Source organism: Paraburkholderia monticola (assembly GCF_001580545.1).
Classification (GTDB): Bacteria; Pseudomonadota; Gammaproteobacteria; order Burkholderiales; family Burkholderiaceae; genus Paraburkholderia; species Paraburkholderia monticola.
In genome coordinates this window covers 45,987-65,194 of the sequence record NZ_LRBG01000009.1, presented here as the reverse complement: position 1 = coordinate 65,194, position 19,208 = coordinate 45,987, and the positions used below count along the sequence as shown (strand labels likewise).

General features: G+C 63.7%; 14 protein-coding genes and 2 pseudogenes. 3 read left to right on the top strand and 13 right to left on the bottom strand.

Annotated features, from left to right (window positions below):
* Positions 1 to 44: 44 nt before the first annotated feature.
* The 3 genes from CI15_RS12280 to CI15_RS12270 all read right to left on the bottom strand — a co-directional run bounded on the left by CI15_RS12280 (position 45) and on the right by CI15_RS12270 (position 3,499).
* Entirely contained in the window at positions 45 to 794 is a 750-nt protein-coding gene (locus CI15_RS12280) for a 2-keto-4-pentenoate hydratase (protein WP_062128097.1), read from the bottom strand.
* 3 nt (positions 795 to 797) lie between these two features.
* Complete coding sequence (locus CI15_RS12275) at positions 798 to 2,084, bottom strand: MFS transporter (RefSeq protein WP_062128095.1); 1,287 nt, start codon at positions 2,082 to 2,084, stop codon at positions 798 to 800.
* Positions 2,085 to 2,278: 194 nt separating this feature from the next.
* The gene (locus CI15_RS12270; protein WP_062128093.1) at positions 2,279 to 3,499 is read right to left on the bottom strand and encodes a pyridoxal-phosphate-dependent aminotransferase family protein; all 1,221 of its coding nucleotides are present in this window, start codon (positions 3,497 to 3,499) and stop codon (positions 2,279 to 2,281) included.
* A 171-nt stretch (positions 3,500 to 3,670) separates the two neighbouring features.
* On the opposite strand from CI15_RS12270, the gene CI15_RS12265 reads away from it, so the two are divergent.
* A complete protein-coding gene (locus tag CI15_RS12265; protein ID WP_062128091.1) occupies positions 3,671 to 4,402 on the top strand; it encodes a GntR family transcriptional regulator in 732 nt (243 codons plus the stop codon).
* A 201-nt stretch (positions 4,403 to 4,603) separates the two neighbouring features.
* On the opposite strand, the gene CI15_RS12260 is transcribed toward CI15_RS12265, so the two are convergent.
* The 10 genes and pseudogenes from CI15_RS12260 to CI15_RS12200 form a co-directional block, all read right to left on the bottom strand.
* Complete coding sequence (locus tag CI15_RS12260) at positions 4,604 to 5,482, bottom strand: hypothetical protein (RefSeq protein ID WP_062128090.1); 879 nt, start codon at positions 5,480 to 5,482, stop codon at positions 4,604 to 4,606.
* 39 nt (positions 5,483 to 5,521) lie between these two features.
* Positions 5,522 to 6,892 (bottom strand): annotated as a pseudogene (locus CI15_RS12255) (ShlB/FhaC/HecB family hemolysin secretion/activation protein); the annotation flags it as partial.
* A gap of 4 nt (positions 6,893 to 6,896) precedes the next feature.
* Positions 6,897 to 9,527, bottom strand: a pseudogene (locus CI15_RS35290) (two-partner secretion domain-containing protein); the annotation flags it as partial.
* A gap of 864 nt (positions 9,528 to 10,391) precedes the next feature.
* Positions 10,392 to 11,723, bottom strand: a complete 1,332-nt coding sequence (locus CI15_RS12230) for an MFS transporter (RefSeq protein WP_062128082.1) — start codon at positions 11,721 to 11,723, stop codon at positions 10,392 to 10,394.
* Positions 11,724 to 11,799: 76 nt separating this feature from the next.
* Positions 11,800 to 12,765: a hydroxymethylglutaryl-CoA lyase gene (locus CI15_RS12225; RefSeq protein ID WP_062128081.1), complete on the bottom strand. Its 966-nt coding sequence runs from the start codon at positions 12,763 to 12,765 to the stop codon at positions 11,800 to 11,802.
* Positions 12,762 to 13,955, bottom strand: a complete 1,194-nt coding sequence (locus CI15_RS12220; protein WP_062128079.1) for a CaiB/BaiF CoA transferase family protein — start codon at positions 13,953 to 13,955, stop codon at positions 12,762 to 12,764. The genes CI15_RS12225 and CI15_RS12220 overlap by 4 nt, the downstream gene beginning before the upstream one ends.
* 104 nt (positions 13,956 to 14,059) lie before the next feature.
* On the bottom strand, positions 14,060 to 15,049 hold the full coding sequence (locus CI15_RS12215; RefSeq protein WP_062128077.1) for a LysR family transcriptional regulator: 990 nt from the start codon (positions 15,047 to 15,049) through the stop codon (positions 14,060 to 14,062).
* 21 nt (positions 15,050 to 15,070) lie between these two features.
* Positions 15,071 to 15,379: a type II toxin-antitoxin system RelE/ParE family toxin gene (locus CI15_RS12210; RefSeq protein WP_062128075.1), complete on the bottom strand. Its 309-nt coding sequence runs from the start codon at positions 15,377 to 15,379 to the stop codon at positions 15,071 to 15,073.
* Positions 15,376 to 15,660 (bottom strand): YlcI/YnfO family protein, encoded by a 285-nt coding sequence (locus tag CI15_RS12205; RefSeq protein WP_062128073.1) that lies wholly within the window; start codon positions 15,658 to 15,660, stop codon positions 15,376 to 15,378. Before CI15_RS12205 ends, CI15_RS12210 begins: the two co-directional genes overlap by 4 nt.
* 66 nt (positions 15,661 to 15,726) lie before the next feature.
* Positions 15,727 to 16,365 carry an HD domain-containing protein gene (locus CI15_RS12200; protein WP_062128071.1) on the bottom strand — a complete coding sequence of 213 codons (639 nt, stop codon included), beginning with the start codon at positions 16,363 to 16,365 and terminating at the stop codon, positions 15,727 to 15,729.
* A 249-nt stretch (positions 16,366 to 16,614) separates the two neighbouring features.
* Between CI15_RS12200 and CI15_RS12195 the strand changes: the two genes are divergently transcribed.
* Complete coding sequence (locus CI15_RS12195) at positions 16,615 to 17,577, top strand: GlxA family transcriptional regulator (RefSeq protein ID WP_062128069.1); 963 nt, start codon at positions 16,615 to 16,617, stop codon at positions 17,575 to 17,577.
* Between the two features lie 53 nt (positions 17,578 to 17,630).
* Positions 17,631 to 18,389, top strand: coding sequence for an SDR family oxidoreductase (locus CI15_RS12190; RefSeq protein ID WP_062128067.1), 759 nt, complete (start codon positions 17,631 to 17,633; stop codon positions 18,387 to 18,389).
* Positions 18,390 to 19,208 lie beyond the last annotated feature (819 nt).

The window sequence follows — 19,208 nt, the reverse complement described above, 5'->3', positions numbered from 1 at the left end:
CTATGAGGAGTGCGCAGAAACCGCGCGACTCGAATTGCCAGGGTCTAGTACAGCGTGAAATGCACCGGTGCGAGTCCTTCGATATGCCCGCTCGCCGTGCCCGTCTCACGCGGAAAAAACATGCCCGTGTACGAGCCCGCGGTGACCACCATCTCCGGCGTCACCGCAATGCCGCGCGAACTCGCATGATTGACGAGCCACGTGAGCAAGCGGCGCGGATCGCCGGCCGGGTTCGCGGGTGTCGCTTCGACCACATTGCGTCCGTTGAACTCGAAACGCAGCGACGGCGCGACGAACGGAAAATCCTCGCGATATCGCGTGAATTCGCCGACGATCAGCGCGCCGTGATTCTGCAGGTCCGCCAGTTGCGCGAGCTTGTCGACGTCGGGCCACGCGGCATAGCGGCTCGCGACGATCTCGATGGTCGCGCCGATCGAGCCGATGCCCGCGAGCACTTCGTCTTCGTGGTACGGCGTCGCCGACGGCTCGAAGCGGCGGCCGAAACGGAACGCGACTTCGAGTTCGAGGCCAAGTGGTGCGAAGCCTTCCTGCGACAGACGGGCGCCGTCCGCGTGCAGATCGGTGGCGGGCAATGGCGCGCCCTGAATCGGCCCGCTTGCCGATTTCGCGCCGATCTTCCAGCCGCCGATCCGCGCGCCGCACGCGCTCAGGATCTCGTGCTGGATAGCGTAGGCCGCGTCGGCATCGGATGGAAGCTGCTGTTGTGGCACTGTGTCGAGCGTAGAACGAGCGCGGCGCGCATCGGCAAGAAGCTGGCTCAGTGATGTCGTCATGTTTTACACGCCCAAACTGGTGGAAACCTGCGCCTTCTCCGATGCCGCGAGTTCGAAGCGGCTCTCCGGCTGCATGCGGAACGCGAGCACGACGCCGACGCCCATCAGCAGCATGCTGCCGAGGAACGGCAGATCCCAGTTCCCGAAGCGGTCGATCAGAAAGCCGCCCATCACCGGCGAGATGATCGCGGCGAGCGCCGAGCCCGTGTTCATCATGCCGCTCGCGGTGCCGGAGAATTCCGGCGCGATGTCCATCGGGATCGCCCACATCGGGCCGATCGTCATCTCGGCGAAGAAGAAACCCGAGGCGAGACAGGCGATCGACAGCGCCAGATCATGCGTGAACATCAGCGGAATCAACGACAGCAGGCAGAACAGCATGCACACCGACACCATCCAGCTGCGCGCGCGTTTGAGGCTGCCGGTGCGTTTGAAGATCGCATCGGTGACGATGCCGCCGAGCGTGTCACCGATCACGCCGGCAAAGAACACGACCGAGGCGAAAATCGCCGACTTCTGCAATTGCAGATGATGGTTGTGCAGGAAGTACAGCGGAATCCAACTGAGGAACAGCCACAGCGTCCAGCCGTAGCAGAAGTAGACGATCGTGACCGGCGTCATACGGCGAAACAGCTTGCCCCACGGCAGGCCGGTGATTTTCGGCTTCGGGGTGGGCAGCACGGCGAGTTCTTCGGCCGTGATGCGCGGATGATCTTTCGGATGCTCGGTGAACGTGAACGCCCACGCGACGACCCACACCAGACTCAGCGCGCCGCAAATAAAGAACGATTCGCGCCAGCCCCAGTTGGTCATCACGAGCACGATGACCGCCGGCGCGACCGCATTGCCGACTCGCGACGCCGCGTGGGTGATGCCCTGCGCGAAGCCGCGTTTTTCTTTCGCGACCCAGCGCGACATCGCCGAGGTTGCGGCCGGGAACGTCGCGCCTTCGCCGAAACCGAGCACGAGCCGCGCGGCGAGCAGCGATGCGAGGCCGCCCGCGAGGCCCGTGAACACCGTCGCCAGACCCCAGATCGCGCCGCAGAACAGCAGCGTGCGGCGCGCGCCGAAACGATCGCTGACCCAGCCGCCGATCACCTGAAACAGCAGATACGGATACGCGAAGGCCGAGAACACGAGGCCGACCTGCGTATGGGTGAGATTGAATTCCTTGCCGAAACCCGCGGCCGCGGTGCTGACGTTCACCCGATCGAGGTACGTGATGAAGTACATGATGCAGAGCATCACTAGAACGAGACTGGTCGCACTGGTCAAACGAAACCGCTTCATCGTCTCTCTCTCCATGGCATGTGTCGACGGCGCGCCTGAAGTGGCGCGCTGCGTCGTCGCCCGTCGGCGGCGAGGGCCGCTATGGACGCATTGCAGGTTGTTCTGGCCGCGTTCTGTGCGCAGCTCGATGAGGACAGCGTTCCTTGGTGTTGCGGGTTGTTTCTGGCGTCGCCCCTGCGAACACCGCGCGACGATCAGGCCGCGGCCTTCAGGCTGGACGTTTTCGGCGCCTGGCTCAGCCACTCCATCGCGGCCGGCATGCCGCTTTCCCTGACCGGCACGCCAGCAAGCCGCAGACCCATCTCGCAGCCGGCCAGCGTCGCGAGCAGCATCAGATCGTTGCAATCGCCGAGATGGCCGATCCGGAACATGCGGCCTTTCATCTTGCCGAGGCCCGTGCCGAGCGACATGTCGAAGCGTTCGTAGATCAGCTTGCGCACCGCGTCGGCATCGACACCGTCGGGCATCATCACGCCGGTGAGCACCGGGCTATAGACGGCGGGATCGGCGCACTGGATGTCGAGCCCCCACGCGCGCACCGCGCGGCGCGTCGCTTCGGCGAGCCGCTCGTGACGCGCGAACACGTTGTCGAGCCCTTCGCCGAGAATCATCTCGATCGCTTCGTGCAGCCCGTACAGCAGGTTCGTGTTCGGCGTGTACGGCCAGTAGCCGGCCTTGTTCATCTCGACGATTTCCGGCCAGTCCCAGAAGCTGCGCGGCAGCTTCGCGTGCTGGTTCGCGGCCATCGCCTTCGGCGAGATCGCGTTGAAGCTGATGCCAGGCGGCAGCATCAAGCCCTTCTGCGAACCGGACACCGTGACGTCGACACCCCATTCGTCGTGGCGATAATCCGCGCAGGCGAGACCGGAGATCGTGTCGACGAGCAGTAGCGCCGGATGGCCCGCGGCGTCGATCGCGCGACGCACGGCGGCGATGTCGGACGTGACGCCGGTCGAGGTTTCGTTGTGCACGACGCAGACCGCCTTGATCGCATGCTGCGCATCGGCGCGCAGACGCTCCTCGATCATCTGCGGCTGCACACCGCGCCGCCAGCCTTCGATGCCGGGCAGCCCCAGGAATTCGGGTTTCAGGCCAAGCTTCTCGGCCATCTTTTTCCACAGCGTCGCGAAGTGGCCGGTCTCGAACATCAGCACCTGATCGCCCGGGCTCAGCGTGTTCGACAGCGCCGCTTCCCACGCGCCCGTGCCGGAGGCCGGATAAATGACGACCGGCTGCTGCGTCTTGAAGATCTTCTTGATGCCGTCGAGCACCTTGAGGCCCAGTTCGCCGAACTCGGGGCCGCGGTGGTCGATGGTCGGATAGCTCATCGCCCGGAGGATGCGATCGGGCACCGGACTCGGCCCCGGAATCTGCAGGAAGTGACGGCCAGCGGGATGAAAATCTAGCTTCAGCATCGAACTCCTCCAATTGAATTTTGCATTCAAAAAACTATATCAGACGAAGCGCGACGCTCCCAAGACGAAATTTGGCCGCTGACGCCCGTGTTTACCCGCGTTTTCATAGTGATTAACGAATCGTTCAGGTTCCGATAAAATCCCACCTCATGTAGAGCTGAGGGTTTTTGTATGCAAAATTCGGATTTCGACGCGGGTATGACCGCTGCCCCGGTGATGCCGAAGGTCGAGCGTCAGCGCCTGCACGACACGGTGGTTGAGCACATCCGCCGCTTTATCGTCGAGGGTGTGCTGGAGCCCGGCAAGAAACTGAACGAGCGCGAGCTGTGCGAAACGCTCGGCATTTCGCGCACGCCGCTACGCGAAGCGCTGAAGGTGCTGGCTGCCGAAGGGCTGATCGAGATTTCGCCGAATCGCGGCGCGTCGGTCTCGAAGATGTCGGAAGCGGAAGTCCGCGAAACCTTCGAATTGATGAGCGGCCTCGAAGCGTTTTCGGGTGAACTCGCGGCCGAGCGCATCACCGCGGCCGAGCTCGCCGAGATCAAGGCGCTGCACTACGCGATGCTCGCGTGCCGCGCGCAGAACGATCTGCCGGGCTACTACAGCCGCAACCAGGCGATCCACGACAAGATCAACGAAGCGGCGAGAAATTCGGCGCTGCGGCAAACCTATGTGTCGGTCAACCGTCGGCTGCAGGCGCTGCGCTTTCGCTCGAACTATCAGACGCCGAAGTGGGACCGCGCGATTCACGATCACGATGAAATGCTGAAGGCGCTCGAGGCGCGCGACGGGAAGAAGCTCAGCGCGATCTTGCGGCAGCATCTGCTTGATAAGCGCGATGCGGTTTTGCAGGTGCAGATGCAGGAAGAGGTGGTGGCGTCCGGCTCTGTGTTGAAGGCGTGATGCGGAAGATAAGTCGTCGTCACACGCGCGGACTGTTTTATACCTCACGCTGCCAAGGCGCGTCGGCACCGAGCCCTTCAGGCCAATGACCGCGTCTGCGAGCCGTGTACCTTCCGCAAACCTGGCAGACGGCCCCGCAGATGGTGCTGTGTCGCGTCGTTTTTCTATTCGTTGCGTCTCAGTCGGTTGTCGCACGCATCGCTATTTGCACGACAACACGACGACGCCGCCAATGGCCTGTGCATTCGGCAACGTAGCCGAGTAGCCGAGCGCGACCAACGGCTGCGTCGCGTCATGCCCGACGACAACTGACTGGATCGAGAGTTGTCCGGTGGTCGATGTGCCGTTCAGCGGTGCTTGTGCGTTTGTCAGCGTGTAGTTGGTATTGGCCAGATTGATCGACATGCTCAGGTTATCGAGCGTACGCGTGCCGAGATCCAGCGTCGCCGATGTGGTGCCGAGAGTACCCATAGCATCGCCGTTATTGCTGGCTACGGTATCGGCGATGACCTGCGTACAGGCCAGCGTTCCGCTCGTTGCGGTCAGCGCGAGCGGCGTGCCGACGGCGTAGTGAACGCCCTGGCCAGGGTTGTAGGTATTGCCGTCCGTATCCTCAGCCTGGTTCCAGCGACCGATCGCCACGTCGCTCCCGACACCCTGGATATCCGAAACCATGCCATGGTCAAGTCCAAGACAGTCGGTCGCTGCACCCGATGACGCCAGCGTCGTGAATGCACCGCTCGCCTGTTGTACCTGGCTCGAAGCCGGTGCGGCGGGCGCAGTGAAATTCCGGTTCTTCTGAACGTCCACCGGCAGATTCGGCACAACCACGACCGCCAGCGTGCCATTGCTGGCCGCCACCTGCGAGGCCGAGCCGGAGTAGGTAAAGCTGCCGTTCGGGCTGCAAGCTACCTGAGCCGATGACTGTGGAGGCGTGGCCGAAGGCGATTCGGTCACGGGCGTTGACGACGTAGACGACGTCGCGACGGACGGACTGTCATCGCTGCCGCCACACGCGGAAAGCGAAGCTGCGACCAGTACAACAGCGAGGAAATGGCGACTGCGGAAAGGCTTTTGCATAGGATGGCTCCAGATATTGCGATTCATCGGATTGACTACTCAAAACTGCCCAGACACTTGAAACCCAATCGTCACGCTCGGCGCGGGAAAGCCGGAGGGCGCATAGATCGGTGTGCCTGCGAATACGTCATAGCTGTACGTACCGAGACGCGACGGCACCGAACCCTTCAGGCCGATGGCCGCGCCTGCGAGCTGCGTGCCCGCGAGATTCGAAGCGGATGGACCCCACAGGTGGCCGTAGTCGAGGCCTGCATAGAGCAGCTGTCCCGTCTGCCCGAGCGGATACTGGAGTTCGTTGCGCCAGTAGAAACCCTTTTCTGCCGCGAGCATCGTCTCGCCACTGAAACCGCGCACCGTGTAGCGGCTGCCGATGGTCAGGTCGTCGATATAGTTCAGTTCGTCGTTGGTGAACTGCCCGTGTACCGTACCGACATAACGAAACGCCTGACCGGCCACCTTGAACGGCACCGAGAGGTTCGCGTCGAGCGTCGCCATCTTGAAGCGGTAGGTCGGGCCGCCCGGCGTATCGGGCTGAGCGCCTAGGCCGCCGATACCCTGCCGGTAAGCGAGCGTGCCGTCGAACTGCGCCGCGCCGAAGTAGTGGCGATTGGTCAGACCCGCCTCGATGAACGTATTGTCGCGGTACTGCTGGGGTATTTCGGTATCCTCGATAAAGCTCGCGCCGAACCGCTTGATGAGCTGAAACTCGACGCCCGACACATCGTTCTGGCTGCGGTAGATAACCCGCTCAAGTTTGAAGCCCGCCGTCTGCGCGTTGCCGCTCGCTACGAAAATCTGGCTAGCCTGTGCAACCCGCTGATAGTACGTATTCGTATAGCCGTAGAGCGTGCCAGTCCAGTAACCCCAAGGTACCGCATACGAGGCGTTCCAGCCGTGCGTACCAAGGTCGTGATTGCCAAACTGCAAATCCTGGTTGAAGCCCGCCGAGAGAATGTCATTCAGGCCCAGGAGGTTGTACAGGCCAAGCGACACGTTACCGATATAGCGCCCCGTTTCGTCGGTGCCCGAGTTGTCTGCCGAGACGACGAGCGACCACGGCTTCGTGCGCTTGACGGTCACGACGACGTCGCTTTCGCCGGGCGACGTACCGGGCACGATCTGCATGGTCGCGTCCTGGTTCGGTACGCGCTTCATCTGTTCGAGACCCTGCTCAAGGTCGCGCAACTGGAGAACGTCGCCGTCGCGCGCGGGGAACGCAGTTTTGAGGGTGCCGCGCGTATCGGGGTCGGCAAACTTCAGACTGCGGATAACGCCCGGTATGAGGGCGAATTTGAGCGTCCCTTTCGACAAGTCCTGTGCAGGCAACAGGACGCGCGTCGTAACGTAGCCACGACTCAGGATGACGCCTTGCAGGCCCTTCGTTAGCAGGTCGAGGCCCTGCTTGCCGATCCGTCGCGCCGAGCGCGAGCTGGTTCGCCTCGATATCGCCTTTGCTGTTGTCGAGCGTGGAGCCGATCGAGAGCGCGAGATTCGGCGCGACGATCGAGCCGCCGGTATTGGTCAGCGACCCGCTGTGGATTGTCCCGTTCGAGGCCGCGCCAATCTCGCCTCCGTTGTTGCTCAGCGTACCGCTCGCGAGGCTCAGGTCAGTATTCGACAGCAGCTTGCCGTTTGTGTTGTCAAGAGCGTTTCCGACCGTTGCCGACAGGCCGGTCTGGCCGAGAACCAGACCAGCAGCGTTGCCGAACGCACCGGCCTGGGCGATGACCCGCCCGTTGCTCTGGATGGTACCTCCAGCGTTCGAGATCGACCCCGCGCCGTTGCCCGCGTCAAGCGTCAGCGTACCGGTACCCGCGTGCGTAATCGTGCCGCCATCGTTGTCGAGCGTAGCGGGTGCAAGGGTCAGGTCCGTGCTGTTCGTCTGGAGCCTACCGCCCGCCGAATTATCGAGCGTGCCCGATACCGCGACGTTCATCGGCCCGCTACCCGTCTGCGTAATCGTTCCCGCGTGATTGACGAGGCTTGTCGCATTCAGCGAGACCTGCGCTGCCTGCGTCGTCCCTGAGCTGTTGTCGAGCGTCGTCGCGCTCTCGCTAACCGTCTGGCCTGCCGTAATCGAGCCGCCGCTGTTGGTCAGTTTCGAACTGGCGTTGACCGTCGTATTGCCCGACGCGCCGAGCGAACCGTCACTGTTGTCGACCGATTGTCCGGTCACCAGGAGGTTCGTCTGTGCCGATACGGTGCCGTGGTTCGCGACGGGTCCGCCCTGAAGCGTCACCGCGCCATTGCCGCCGATAACGCCGCCCTGTGCGCCGGTTGCGGTCGTACCCGCCGCGTTCACAAGCTGCCCCGTCGTCGTGACCGAGAGGCCATCCCCGTTGAGCGACGTGATGCGACCCGCCGTATTGTCGAGGGACGTTCCGGCGACCGACATACCGGCGGCACTCTGCATCGTCCCCTGGTTGTTCGCGATGGCGCCACCGCTGACCTGCATCGTGCCCTGCGAGACGATCGAGCCGCCCTGGTTTGCGATCTGGCCGGACGCCTGCGCGACGAGTTGCCCTTGTGACGAAATTTCGCCCTTCTGGTTCGAGAGATCGCCCGCGTTGAGAGCGACGCTGCCGCCAGTCAACGAGCCGTTGTCGTTGGAAAGCGTACCTGTTGCATTTGCTACGACCGCGCCGCCTGCGCTCGTCGTCGCGCCCGCGAGGTTCAGGTCGCCAGCCGTTGCCGTCAGCGATACGTTACCGTTCGCCGCGGTCTCGCTACCCGCGAGATTGACGCCGCTACCCGAGAGGGACGCATTGCCGCCTGCAACGTTTTCGCCGGTCGCGTTGAGCTGTCCGGTCGTCGAAACTTTGAGGTCGCCCGAACTACCGACCGAGCCATCGTTGTTGATGCCTGCGCCGAGAATACCGGTCGAATCGAGGGACCCGGCATTGATCGCGGTGTTTTGCTGTGCCGCGAGGGTCCCGCTATTGGTCACCGTGCCCGTCGAGGCGATGTTAGTGTTCTGCTCCGCGTAGACGGTACCTGTATTCGCCACGCCTGCCGCGTTGATGCCGACATTGCCGGTCGCGGTCATCTTGCCCGACTGGACGAGTTGGCCCGCAGTCGTCAGCGTCAGATCGCCCGCCTGTGCGGCAATCGTACCGGCATTGGCAACCCCAACGCCGTTCTCGTTGCCCACCAGGGTGATCCGATTCGCATACATGCCGCCGAGTTGCGAGACGTCGATAGAGACGGCGGGCGCGGTACCACTCCCCGCGATCGGTGTCGGCGTGAGGCTCGCGTAGTCGATATTGTTCGCGCCAGTAGTAACGTTCAGCGTATTGGCGTAGATCGCCGCGTTAGCCTGCACCGCTCTCGCCAGGAGGTCGACTTCATCGATATTCGAGGCGTTGAGGCCCGCTCCCTGGACCGTAATCGTGCCGCCGGTTACGCTAAAACCGGTCAGGTTGCCGCTGCCGTCGATCAGCGGATTACCGGTGGTGAGAATACCTTTTGCGGTATTAATGAAGCCGCCACCGTCGACAATAAGGCCACTCGAATTGGCGACCACGACCGCTGCCGTTTTCTGTCCGGCGACTTCGAGATACCCAGCCAGGCGGCTTGGATTGTTGCTGTTGACCTGGTTGACGATAATCTTTGCAGCGTCGTTCGATCCAAAATTCGGATTGCCGGATACCTGTCCCGCGAGTTGGGTGTTCGTATTGACGGGCGAATTATTGAGGATCGCGCCGCCAGACGACACGTCAAACCGTGAATATGTGTTAAGCGATACACCAGCCCCCGATGGCTTGGTGATATTCACTTGTGGAAGGCCATTTGCCGTGCTGATGACATTCGGCGCGTGCGCGCCCGAGGGCACAATCTGCGCATCCGCGAGAACAGGTGCGAGTCCGCACAGCACCAGCGCGGCGAATGCTGCGTGACGCATCGCGAACAGTGTGATGGGCCGCAGTGTCGTTGGCAAACGGACTTCGCCCTGACTCGCGTTGCCGTGGGCATTGGCGGTTTCCGCAACAGCGACGAGCATACCCCGGCACCGGCTGAAAACCAGCCTGAACATGTTCTTATTCATTCTGCGTAGCGTGCTTTTTAACTGCCCGAAATTACTTCAAGCCGCAGTTCGGGTGAGTCAAAGATTGTCAACGCAGTGCGGAACCACAACGGAAACTGAAAACAGGATGCGTCTGATAGACACACAGTGACAATATATGCGTCTTGAATATACAAAACGAATCGATGTCTGTTTCTCGCCGTGCAATTGAAAAAGGCGGCATCAAGCCGCCTTCATTGCGGCAACTGAAGCTCGCCGGGCGCCGCCCACAGCGTGCGGTTCATCTGTCGGCGTCATCGGCTTGTCTCGATCACTGCATGGGGCCGGGCCGGGCTGCGACCGGCGATGCCGCATGCGCTGCGCGGTGGCGCGTGCGTCGCCGAGGCGCTGGCGCTCGACCTGTGCGGCGATCCACGCGCGTTGCAGACGTACGCGGCCCAGATACGGGCGATGGTCCAGCCGTTCCGGCTACGCCATTCCGAGGGGTATGCAAGCCGGCGGCAATTGAATGTTGAGGATCGCGGAGTTGCAAACCCGCCGCAAAACTTGTCCACCTAAATTGTTGGCAAGCCTGTGGACAACCTTCTCACAGCGAACCTAAGTGCTTGAAGTGTGAGAACTATCTGCGCGCGGTGCAGGCGTAGGCAGGGCGCGTCGCTATGGAGTCCGTGATACCGGCAACCGTGCTTTGCAAGGATGCCGTATCACTCACGACGATCGCAAAGCGCAGTTGTCCACATAATTTGGGAACAAGCTTGTGGACAACCTGCGCACAGACCAGCCAAGTCATTGATGCGGCAGGCCTATCGTGCGCGGATGCGGTAGCGGGCAGCGGGGCGGCCCGTCATGCGATGCATGCCGACGGCCGCGACCTTCACCGGAATCTCACCGCACCGTTTCACGGCTGCGCAGCGACTCCGGCAGTCCGTACAGCACGATCAGCGCGCACACGAGACTCATCGCACCGATTACATACAACGCGGGCGTCGTGCTGCCGGTCAGATCCTTCACGCGTCCCACCATCACCGGGCTGACGATCCCGCCGAGTTGCCCGAGCGTGTTGATCAAGGCGATGCCGCCCGCGGCGCCGGCGCCCGTCAGCAGCTTGGGCGGCAGCGCCCAGAACGCCGGAATCGATGCGACCACGCCCGCGCCCATCACGGCGAGCGCGACCACCAGCAAGGCAGTCTGTTTGTCGAAGAAGCCCGCGGCGAAGAAGCCGAGCGCCGACATCAACAGCAGCCCGAACACGAACTTGCGCCGCTCGCCGCTCGCATCCGACAAGCGCCCGACGACCACCATGCAGATCGCGCCGCACACATAGGGCACCGCCGTCAGCAGGCCGACCACGGTGGGATTCTTCGTGCCCGCCACGTGAATCAGATGCGGCGCCCAGAAATTCAGTCCATACGACGCAACCTGAATCAGAAAGTACACAAGCCCGAGCGTCAGGAAGCCCGGCGTTTTCAGCGCGCCCAGCAGAGAATGGCCGGTCTCGGCCGGTCGACTCTGCTGCGCGATCTGCCCGGCGAGCAGGCTCTTTTCCGACGACGACAGCCAGCCCGCATCGTCGATGCGGTCCTTCAACAGCTTCAGCACCAGCAGACCGAGCACGACGCACGGCAAGCCGCCGAGCAGGAACAGCCAGTGCCAGCCCGGCATGCCGAGCACGCCGTCCATATGGCCGATCACGAGCCCCGCGAGCGGCGCGCCGACCAGCCCCGAAAACGCCGACGCGAGAAACAGCATCGACGTGATGCGGCCGCGATACTCGGTCGGAAACCAGAGCGTCAGGTAGTACAGCACGCCGGGCGCGAAGCCCGCTTCCATCGCGCCGATCACGAAGCGCAGCCCATAGAACTGCCATTCGTTGTTGACGAATACCATCGCCGCGGTCGCGAGTCCCCAGGAAATCATGATCCGCGCGATCCAGCGTCGCGCGCCGACCTTGTACAGAAACAGATTGCTCGGCACTTCGAACAGCACGTAGCCGATCACGAACAGACTCGCGCCGAGGCCGTACGCGGTATCGGACAAGCCCAGATCGCTCTGCAACTGGAACTTCGCGAAGCTGATATTGATGCGGTCGAAGAACGCGAACAGATAGCAGATCATGATGAGCGGCATCAGCCGCCACGCGACTTTGCGGACGATGGCCGCGAGATCGTCCGCGCCATGTTCGCGGGTGCTGCCCGCCACTACGCCCAGGTCACTCATGCTTGTCTCCAATGCCGGAATCGGCGGTGCCGTCCGGTCGTTTGATTGATTGAGAGGTTGATCGTCGGGGTGCTGTTCAGATCTGCAGAACGTAGTCGGGCGCCGGATGCAGATCGACATTGCGCCCCGCTTTGGCGAGTTGTCCCGGCACGTCGTGGCCGAGCAATGCAGGCAAACCGCGCGACAGTGCGAGCAGCTTGCGCAGATCGATCCCGGTCGGGATGCCCATTTCGTCGCACAGGTTCACGAGATCTTCGGTGCAGATGTTGCCCGACGCGCCCGGCGCGAACGGACAGCCGCCGAGGCCGCCGAGCGCCGCGTCGAAGCGGCGCGCGCCGGCTTCGTACGCGGCGAGCACGTTGGCGAGACCAAGGCCGCGCGTGTTATGAAAATGCAGCGTGAGCGCGGCGGCCGGCAGCCGTTCGAGCACGCGCGCGACGAGCCGCGCGACCTGGCGCGGATTCGCCATGCCGGTCGTATCGGCGAGCGTGATGCCCTCGATGCCCATCTCGCGATAGATATCGACGATACCGATCACGCGGTCTTCGTCGATGCGGCCCTCGAACGGACAGCCGAACGCGGTCGCCACCGTCGCGTTGAGCCGCACGCCCGCGGCCATCGCGTGACGCACGATGCGGTCGAACGCCAGCAGCGACGACTCGCAGCTCATGCGCATGTTGGCGCGGTTGTGGGTCTGGCTCGCCGACATCACGAGGTTCAGCTCGTCGGCGCGCGCGGACAACGCGCGCTCGGCGCCCTTCAGGTTCGGCACGAGCGCGACGTAGATCACGCCGGGCTGCCGCTCGATCTGCTGGAACACGGCTTCGCCGTCGCGCAACGCGGGAATCGCTTTCGGCGAGACAAACGAACCCGCCTCGATGCGCGTGAATCCGCAGCTGGATAGCCCATTGATCAACGCGATCTTGTCGGCCGTTTCGACCCACGTGGGCTCGATCTGCAGGCCATCGCGCGGGGCGACTTCCTGCACGATCAATGGGTCGAATGACGCGTCTTTGAGCGTGGAAAAGATCGGGGTATTCATTGCACGGTTCCTTCGCGGCGAAGCCGCTCGATGTCTTCGACCGCGAATCCAAGCTCGCTGAGTACGCTGCCGGTATGCTCGCCGAGCGTCGGCCCCTGCCAGCGCACTTCGCCTGGCGTGTCCGACAGCTTCGGCACGATGCCCGGCATCTTCACCGACACGCCGCCCGGCAATTGCGCCTGCAGCAACATCTCGCGCGCCTGGTAGTGCGGATCGGCGACGATGTCGGCCACCGAATAGATGCGCCCCGCCGGCACTTCGGCGCCTTCGAGCGCGGCCAGCACGTCTTCGGTCGAGTGATGCGAGGTCCACGCGGTGATCGCCTGGTCGAGCATCGCGACCTGCTTGACGCGGCCATCGTTGTGCGCAAGCGCGGGATCGTCGGCGAGATCGGGGCGGCCGATCAGATGCATCAGGCGTTTGAAGATCGGATCGCTGTTGCCCGCGATCACGACGAAGCCGTCGTCCTCGGTGCGATACGTGTTCGACGGCGCGATGCCCGGCAGCGCGCCGCCGCTGCGCTCGCGCACATGCCCGAGCAGATCGTATTCGGGCACGAGGCTTTCCATCAGATTGAACACGCTCTCGACGAGCGACACGTCCACCACCTGGCCTTCACCCTGCCCCGTCTTCACGCGCAGCAGCGACATCAGCGCGCCGATCACACCGTGCAGCGAGGCGAGCGAATCGCCGAGACTCACGCCGACGCGCGCCGGTGCGCCATCGACTTCGCCGGTCGTGTAGCGGATGCCGCCCATCGCCTCGCCGATCGCGCCGAAGCCGGGCCGGTCGCGATACGGACCGGACTGGCCGTAGCCGGAGATGCGCACCATCGTCAGTTTCGGGTTCAGCGCGTGCAGCACGTCCCAACCGAGGCCGAGCTTTTCGAGCGCACCGGGGCGCAGGTTTTCGATGACGACATCGGCATCGGCGGCGAGGCGCTTGACGACCTCGACGCCATCGGGCGACTTCAGATTCACGCAGACGGACTTCTTGTTGCGCGATTGCAGATACCACCAGAGCGATGTGCCCTCGTGCAGCTTGCGCCATTTGCGAAGGGGGTCGCCGGTTTCGGGCGCTTCGATCTTGATCACGTCGGCGCCGAACTCGGCCATCAGGCGCGCGGCGAACGGCGCGGCGATTAGTGTGCCGATCTCGACGACGCGAATACCTTGCAGTGGTCCACCCATGTTGCTGTCTCCGAACTCGTTTCGTATTGGGAGACAGCTTAGGAGCGGCGTGGCGGCGGCGTCCAACCGCAATTCGCCAACGACCTTTCGCGAACGACGAACGCTCAGCGGCGGCTGCGGGCTCGGCGCGGCGCCTGGGTGGTGGCCGGAGCGGGTTCGATTCGAGCGTCTGCCGCCGCTTCGCGCGCTTCGACCGTGCGCAGATGATCGAACAGCAGCCGGCTCACCGGCGACAACGCATCGACATCGCGCACGACGAGCACGAGGCTACGCTCGGCCCAATCGTCTTCGAGCGTCACGCCGGCGAGGCCGAGCGGGTGCCCCATCAGCTGATAGACCTTGCGCGGCAAGACGCCTACGCCCATGCCCGCCTGCACCATCCGGCACACCGCATCGAAGCCCGGCACGTGGATGCGCAGCCGCAGCGGCTTGCCGGCCTGGCGTGCGGCGAGGTGCGTGCGCGCGTTGATCGAACTGGCCGAATGCAGACCGACGTGATCGCCATCAAGCGTTTCAGCGAACGCGATGCTCGTGCGCGCCGCCAGAGGATGATCGTCGCGCATCACGATCACGAGCGAATCGCGCCGGTAGTGCTCGACGTGCAGTTCGCGCGTATCGGCGTCACCGGAGCAGATGCCGAGATCGGCGAGGCTTTCGTCGATCGCCTTGACGACGCCGCCGCTCGGACGCTCCTCGAGGTCGACCTTCACGCGCTCGTGCAGCAACTGGAACGCGCGTAGGTCTTCGGGCAGAAATTCGACGATCGCCGACAGGTTCGCCATCATCCGCACATAGCCGAGCACGCCGCTCGCATGGCCGGCGAGTTCGATGCCGATGTTCTCGATGTCGCGCAGCACCCGGCGCGCGTGATGCAGCAGCGTCTCGCCAGCCGGCGTCAGCGTCATGCCGCGCGCGTTGCGCTGGAACAGCGACGCGCCGACCGCCTGTTCGAGTTCGAGCAGCCGCTTGCTCGCGGCGGATACGGCGATCGCCTCGCGTTCGGCGGCACGCGTGAGCGTGCCCTCTTCGAATACGGCGAGAAACAGCTGCAGCGTGGTGAGGTCGAGCTTGCGGAGAAGGTTTTTGATGACCATGGCGCGGCGCCGGGAGTTCAGTCAGTGATAATCATCCTCTAGCTGATGGCGCACCGCCAGCACGGTCACGGTCTGGCTGTCGTCGATTTCGAACAAAGCGATGTAGCCGGCGCGACCAAATGGGATCAGCAGCTCACGCAGAAACGGCGTATCGCGTTGAACCTTGCGGCAAGTGAACGGCGATGTGCGCAGCGTGGCAATTCCATCGCGGATGGCTTGCAAGGCACGCTCGGCGAGCGCGAACTCCGTTTCGTCCCGCTCGAGGATGAAGTCGTACAGTCTTTGAAGGTCCTCTGCCGCGGCGCGTGTGAAACGTACCTGATACGTCATCGGTTGTGCTTTGCGCGGGCTTTCGCTTTTGCTTCGTCGAGCCGTGTTTCGAGACCGGCAAGCACCTCGTCGGCCGATACGTAGTCACCGGTTTGCTTCGCTTCAGCGCGCGACACGAGCCCTCGCGCGACGAATTCACGCAAATTCAGGCGCCGCGCGATGTTGTCGCGGATCGCCTGCTCGACGAAACTGGACAGGCTTTCGCCGTCCTGCAGCACGTCTTCGGCCGCGGCCCGCAGTTCGGGCTCGACCCGCACCGACGGAAAAGTAGCGCTTTTCATCCTTGACCTCCTGCATCGCATCTGCGATGCATTATCGCGCTACCCGGTTCGCGCCGCAAGCAAGCCCTACGACTCCCACGACGAACCCAGAATCATCGTGCAGAAACTCTCGCGATGATAATGCGGGTCTTTCAGCGCGAGCACGTCGGCCTTCACGTTGCCGAACGTCGTGTGCGGCTTGTGGATCGTGCCGTGCGCGAACGCGTCGATGATGCCTTCCTTGAAATGCGCGCCGCGCGGATGCGCATGCACGACCGCCTCGCGCTGCTGCTCGCTGAATTCGTCGTAGGCGAGGCCAAGCACGTCCATCTCGACGCCCGCGGTGACGAGCGCGATCACCGGCTTCATATGCTGCGGGATGCCCGGTGTCGTATGCAGTGCGATCGAGGCCCAAACCTGCTCGATGTCGTCCTCGCCGATACGATGCCGCAGCAGAAAATCGCGCGCGGCGTTCGCGCCGTCCACCTCGAAGCGCTCGTGCTCACTGCTGTACGGCGCGACGAGCCCCATGTCGTGAAACATCGCGCCGATGTACAGCAGCTCGGGGTCGTACTTCAACTGCTGGCGTTGCCCGGCCAGCGAGCCGAACAGAAACACGCGCCGCGAATGGTGATACAGCAACTCGGTTTCGGTGTCGCGCACGAGTTCGGTGGCTTCGCGCGCCATCATGCTGTCGGGAATCTGGATACCTGCAATCGTCGTCATGTGATGTGCTCCTTGGATCGATGGGAATGAACGGGACGCGCGCGCTAGCTTCAAGGCGCGTTTTGGTATGCTGGTCCGCGCCGCGATTTCGATGTTCGTCGCCTGCGCGTGAGACCGCGCGTCCCACGAACCCAGTATTGGCGAGTGCGCCGCCGCGAACAATCGCCGCGAGCCGTTGAACACTGCCAAACGCACAGCGTTGACTGCCGCGGCGTGCCTTTCACGTTCTCCGTCCAAGGAAGTCATTCGATGCCCACCGTCGCGATCGCGATCTTCCCAGGCGTGCAGGCGCTCGACGTCGCCGGCCCCGTCGACGTGTTCTCCGAAGCGAACGGCTTCATCGCGCCCGCGCAGCACTACGAGGTCAAGTTGCTGGCCGCAGACCCGGCGCCATTGCGCGCGTCGAATGGCATGACACTGATGGCGGATGCGACCTTCGACGAGGCCCGCGAACCGTTCGATCTCGCGCTCGTCGCCGGCGGCCCCGCGCTGCCGACCAAGGAAGTGCCCGACGCGCGCCTGCTCGACTGGCTCGCGAACGTCGCGACCCGCTGCGCCCGCTACGGTTCGATCTGCACCGGCGCATTCGCGCTCGGTCGCGCAGGCCTGCTCGATGCGCGCCACGTGACGACGCACTGGCAGCACGCGGCGCAACTCGCCGCGGAGTTTCCGCGCGCGCAAGTCGAGTTCGATCGCATCTATCTGCGCGACGGACCGCTCGTCACGTCGGCGGGCGTGACCGCCGGCATCGATCTGTCGCTCGCGCTGGTGGCCGAGGATCACGGTCCGCAGACCGCGCTCGCGGTCGCCAAACGGCTCGTCGTGTTCGCGCAGCGGCAAGGCGGCCAGTCGCAATTCAGCCCCTATCTGACCGCGCCCGCCGACGACACCTCGCCCGCCGCGAAAGTGCAGGCGCACGTGATGGCGCGCATCCACGACAGCTTCACCGTGAAGCAGCTCGCCGACGTCGCGGGCATGAGCGCGCGCAACTTCGCGCGCGTGTTCGTGCAGGAAACCGGCGTGACACCGCATGAATTCGTCGAACGTGCGCGCGTGGATGCGGCGCGCAAGCTGCTCGAAAGCAGCGGCGCCGCGCTGAAGACGATCGCCTACGATTGCGGCTTCGGCACCGCGGACCGCATGCGCATCGTGTTCACGAAGCGGCTTGGCGTGACGCCGATGCAGTATCGCGAGCGTTTTCGACAGGCCTGAATACGACGTGCGAAAATCGTTGGCTCTGCAAGTCAACGATCACAAGGAACGACATGACCTCCTCTTCTCCGATTCGCGCGATCGTCACCGGCCATACGCGCGGCCTGGGTGCGGCGCTCGCCGAACAGCTGCTCGCGCGCAACGTCACGGTGCTAGGTCTGGCGCGTTCGCGGCATGCCGAGTTGAAGGCGCGGTTTGGCGCGCAGCTCGAAGAGATCGAGCTGCCGCTGGCCGAGCCCGCGCGCGTCGCGCAATGGATCGCCACCAGCGCACTGCGCGACTTCGTGAGCGGCGCGCAGACGGTGCTGCTGATCAACAACGCGGGCATGGTGCAGCCGATCGGGCCCATCGAAGGACAGAATCCAGCTGAGGTCGCGGACGCAGTGAGCCTGAACGTCGCGACGCCGCTGATGCTCGCGAGCGCGCTCGCCGCCGCGGCCGTCGACGCGACCGACCGGCGCATCGTGCACATTTCGAGCGGCGCGGCGCGCAATGCGTATCCGGGCTGGAGCATCTACTGCGCGACGAAGGCCGCGCTCGATCATCACGCGCGCGCCGTCGCACTCGATACGAATCGCGCGCTGCGCATTTGCAGCCTCGCGCCGGGTGTGATCGATACGGACATGCAGGCGCAGATTCGCGGCAGCGGCGAAGAGCAGTTCCCGATGCGCGCGCGCTTCGAAGACCTGAAGCGCAACGGACAACTGTCGACGCCCGAGCAGTGCGCGGCCCAACTGATCGACTACGCGCTCAGCGATGCGTTCGGGCAAACGCCGGTCGCGGACATTCGCGAGATCGCGAAATCGGCCTGAGTGGGCTGTTGCTGACGGATTTGCACGCTCCCGAAAATCCTCACCTCAGGCACGGAGCGGTGGCGGATCGGCGTTGGGTGACGTCGCCGCTGCTCCCGAAAAGCCTCACCTTTGCGGTGAAAAGTGCGGTAAAGGGCGTACTTTGACGAGTGCGTTGCTGCTCTCGCACAGAGCTCCCGAAAACGCTCACCTTTGTTCGAATGCGGCCGGTTCGCTTCACCGATACCGGCCGCGCATGCGGCAGATCGCCTGGACATTCAACGACTTACGTCGCGTAGCCGGTATACGGTCAGCGCATCGGATGCAGGGATTCGCGACCGCACGGTGGGCCTTTTCCGCCTCGACAAGGTGTGCAATCTACGGATACCGCGTCCACGTCTCCCGAAAATCCTCACCTATGAGCCAATAGGCTGCGATGAGCGCGTTCGCGTTCACGTCTGGCCCCGCGGTGTATATCGTCGCCGGTGTGGCCGGTTAGTTGCAAAAGAACCGCCCACGCGCAACTCCCGAAAATCCTCACCTTTCGCGCGATGCACGCGCCGCACTCATTCGAAAGACACGCTCCTGAGCCCCTGAACCGCGGCGACGTTCTTCATCACGTCGACGATCGCCGGTCACGCCATGCGCTTCCACCTTCATCTGGACCACCTCCAGACGACTCCCGGATTTCCTCACCTTCAGTTTTGAAGTGCGCGTACAGGTGCGCATATTCTCACCTCCGCGGCTCCCGAATCTTCTCACCTATTGGCGTCGGCACGTTCGCCGCAGAATATAATCGGGGCCGACGGTCGATTACTCGTCGCGAGGCGGCAACGCGTG